This window comes from Streptomyces sp. NPDC127084 (genome assembly GCF_042724175.1).
Taxonomy (GTDB): Bacteria; Actinomycetota; Actinomycetes; order Streptomycetales; family Streptomycetaceae; genus Streptomyces.
This window is the reverse complement of the sequence record NZ_JBHXFA010000309.1, coordinates 1-3,039: the sequence shown is the minus strand read 5'-3', so window position 1 is coordinate 3,039 and position 3,039 is coordinate 1. Positions and strand designations below refer to the sequence as shown.

The following is a 3,039-nucleotide window of genomic DNA, read 5'->3' as shown; positions in this document are numbered from 1 at the left end:
CTTCGGCTACCTCACCCCAGCCGAGACCAGGCAGCGGCATCAGCACACCCTCGCAGCATAACGATCACGTGTCCGAGATCACGGGGAAACTTCACCGAGGCGACGCGTTGACAGCCCTGGTCGCCGTGCTCACCGGGCCTCCCTGGCGAAGAGCACGTCCAGCGTTCGCGGGTCGTAGCCGGGAGCCGGCGTCGGCTCTTGCCGCGCCGCAGCCTGCCGCGTCTGCTCGGCATGGTGGGCGAGCACCCTCCTGATCACGTCCTCTTTCCGGGGTGTCAGGTAGATCTGCGTCGTGGTCAGCAGCGCGTGGCCGAGGACCAGCTGCACGTCAGTCAGCGGAAGCATCGGATCCTCCGCCATCCGGTAGGCCGCGGTGTGCCGCAGAGCGTGCAGCGTGGCCGAGGTGCCAGCCGCGGCGTTCACCCGCTCGAACATCCGATGTGCGGCGTGGTATATCAGCGGACGCATCGGCCGCCGCAACGTCCACCACAGGGGAAGCCTGCGCCCCTTCGGGATCAGCCCCTCCATCTCGACCTGGTATAGCCGCAACCACACGAATGCGTCCGTGGACGCCGGGAGCTCGGCGACCTCGCCGGTGCCCTTGCGGACCACCGATACCAGCTGCCGACCCGGATCGACCCCGCCCTGCGTCGTCGACAGCAGCTCCGAGGCCCTGGCGCCGGTGGACACGTAGAACGCGACCAGCGCCCGGTCCCGGTGAGACGGCAGCCGCGCGAAGATCTCGTTGAACTCCTCGTCCGGGATAGACCGGGGAACACGTTTGGGCACCCGTGGCCGGTAGAGCCCGGCCCGCTCCTTGCGGAACGGCTCCATCGGGTTGTGATGCGCGTTCGGCCGGCTTCCGCGGCGGGATCGGTCGAGGGGGAACGGGTTGATCAGGATCGGGCCGCTGCTGATCCCGAGGTGGAAGTCGTAGAAGCAGCGCAGCACTGTCTCGTTATGTGCTCGCACCGAGGCCGCGAACGGAACCCCGGACGGCTTCATCACCGCAGCATCCTCGCCGTGGCGCCAATGCGGGCGGACTGGCTTGCCGGCGATCAGCAGCCATCTGCAGAAGTCCCGTGCCTCCACGCGCGTCGCGCGGTCCCACGAGATGCCAATCGCCCACAGGAACCGGAACCACCGCAGTAGGTCCATCCCGTAGGAGCGAACTGTTGCCGCGCTGCGGCCGGCTGCTTGCAGATCACGGAAGTACGCGCTCACCGCCTCGACTGGAACCCCGTCGCAGTCAAGCAGGCGATACGGCTCCCACGGATCGCCGGTCGCTGCGAGCGAGCCCACCGGCGGAACCGCCAGGGACGCGAGATCCCGCTGCGACACCTCGTCTGTCGTCACGGGCAGCGACCGTAGAGCAACGAGCCTCGATATGTCCTCTGAACTGCGAAAACAGCTACCTTAGTTCAGTCAACATGAGGATGTCCGGCCCGACCGTCGCACTCGACCAGCGGGCCAGCACGAACGGCGTCTTCGGCAGCGGCAGCAGGGTGCCGGCCTCGACGGCCTCGAACACCGACAGCGGGGACGCGCCAGCCAGCGGCCGGCACTGCCTGCGTCCGGCGACCTCGCTCGACCAGCGGACCGCGTCGGCCTGCATGTGCTCGAGGGAGACGAACTCCCGCCCCCGCCACCACGAGTCCCTTATATAGGGCATCGGGCGCTCGACCCTGGGTTTGTCTTTTGGCCGGCCGGCTCGAGCCGGGTCCACCAACGTGCCGTAGTGGCTGGCGAGTTCGGCATACGCCTTGTTGATTTTGGGGTCGTAGAGGTCAGGCTTGTCGACCCCGGTGCGCAGGTTGTCCGGGACGAGCCGCTGGGTGACACCGCCGAAGAACGTGAAGGCTTCGACGTGGGCCTCGGTCCAGGCATGCTGGTCCAGACGGATGACCGGGCGGACGAACATGTGCCGTGAGCAGGCCAGGATCATCACGAAGGCCCAGATCCGGTGCCGTGTCCCGCTGCGGGGGTTGGTCCACTGGGCGAGGAAGCCGTAGTCGATCTGGGCCTCCAGCCCCGGCTCGACCTCGTCGCGCAGGACGGTGACCTGCGATCTTCTCGTCTCCTCGGGCAGCGTCGCCGCTATCCACCGCCGCAAACTGGACACCGACACGGTCAGCCCGTGTTCGTCTCGCAGGCGTTGGTGGATCGTGGAGACGGTCACCGTCCCCAGCAGGCTCTTGATGTAATCGCCGTGCTTGTCGATCTCGGGCCAGGTCACCTGCCGCAGCCGCCTGTCAGCGAGCTCGGGGAACCAGCCCTTGATCAGCCCGGCCCAGTCCTGCTCGGTCATCGCCGGGCCGCCCGGACTCATCCCGGCTGCCTCCGCAGGGGCCAGGTACTTCCTGATCGTCTTGCGGTCCACTCCCAGCGACGTGGCCAGCTCGCTCTTGGAACGGCCCGCATACCAGTGGACGTAGATCTCGGTCACATCGACCACGTTGAACATTCTCTTGCCATCGCGCGCTTCCCTCGACCTCGAACCACTGATCGAGGAAGCGTCCGTCGTCTCGACGGCCAGGACTATGACCCCCGCCACCCGTCGTCCCCATGGGGAATTACGTGACCGCGGGGGTGGGGAATTACGTGACGCGGGACCCGCTCCACCTGGGGAATTTCGTGATCGTCGACACGATCTCCCGCATCGCGTACTTCCCCTGATGCCCGCTGACCGACGGATGCCGGGCCTTCCACGCCGTGATCACGGGTTCCACGAGCTCCCACTGCTCGTCGGCGAGATCGCTCGGGTACGGCTTGCGCATGCTCATGCCACAACCCAAGCGAACCTCGAACTCCTGACCGACAGCGATGCCCCCACGTCACACCATCGAGCGATGGCAAGACCGACGAAACGCCACATCCCGCACTCTGAGATTACCCACCCGGCCCCACAGCGTTCCACCAAACGGTTGATATCGAGGCGGTCGCCGCGTTGGGCGCCGAGGGTGCCGCCAAGGTCCCCCAAACCCCCTGCGTGAGCCCACCGGCCGCCCCATTGCCGAGAGGTCGGCCGCGCTTCCGGGA

The 3,039-nt window shown here is 67.2% G+C and carries 1 protein-coding gene and 2 pseudogenes; all 3 read right to left on the bottom strand.

Going from position 1 to position 3,039, the window contains the following annotated elements:
• Positions 1-129: 129 nt before the first annotated feature.
• Entirely contained in the window at positions 130-1,356 is a 1,227-nt protein-coding gene (locus ACFWI9_RS33580) for a tyrosine-type recombinase/integrase (RefSeq protein WP_387168893.1), read from the bottom strand.
• Between the two features lie 82 nt (positions 1,357-1,438).
• A pseudogene (gene istA, locus ACFWI9_RS33575) lies at positions 1,439-2,455 on the bottom strand (IS21 family transposase); the annotation flags it as partial.
• 181 nt (positions 2,456-2,636) lie between these two features.
• Positions 2,637-2,783, bottom strand: a pseudogene (locus tag ACFWI9_RS33570) (transposase); the annotation flags it as partial.
• Between the last annotated feature and the right edge of the window lie 256 nt (positions 2,784-3,039).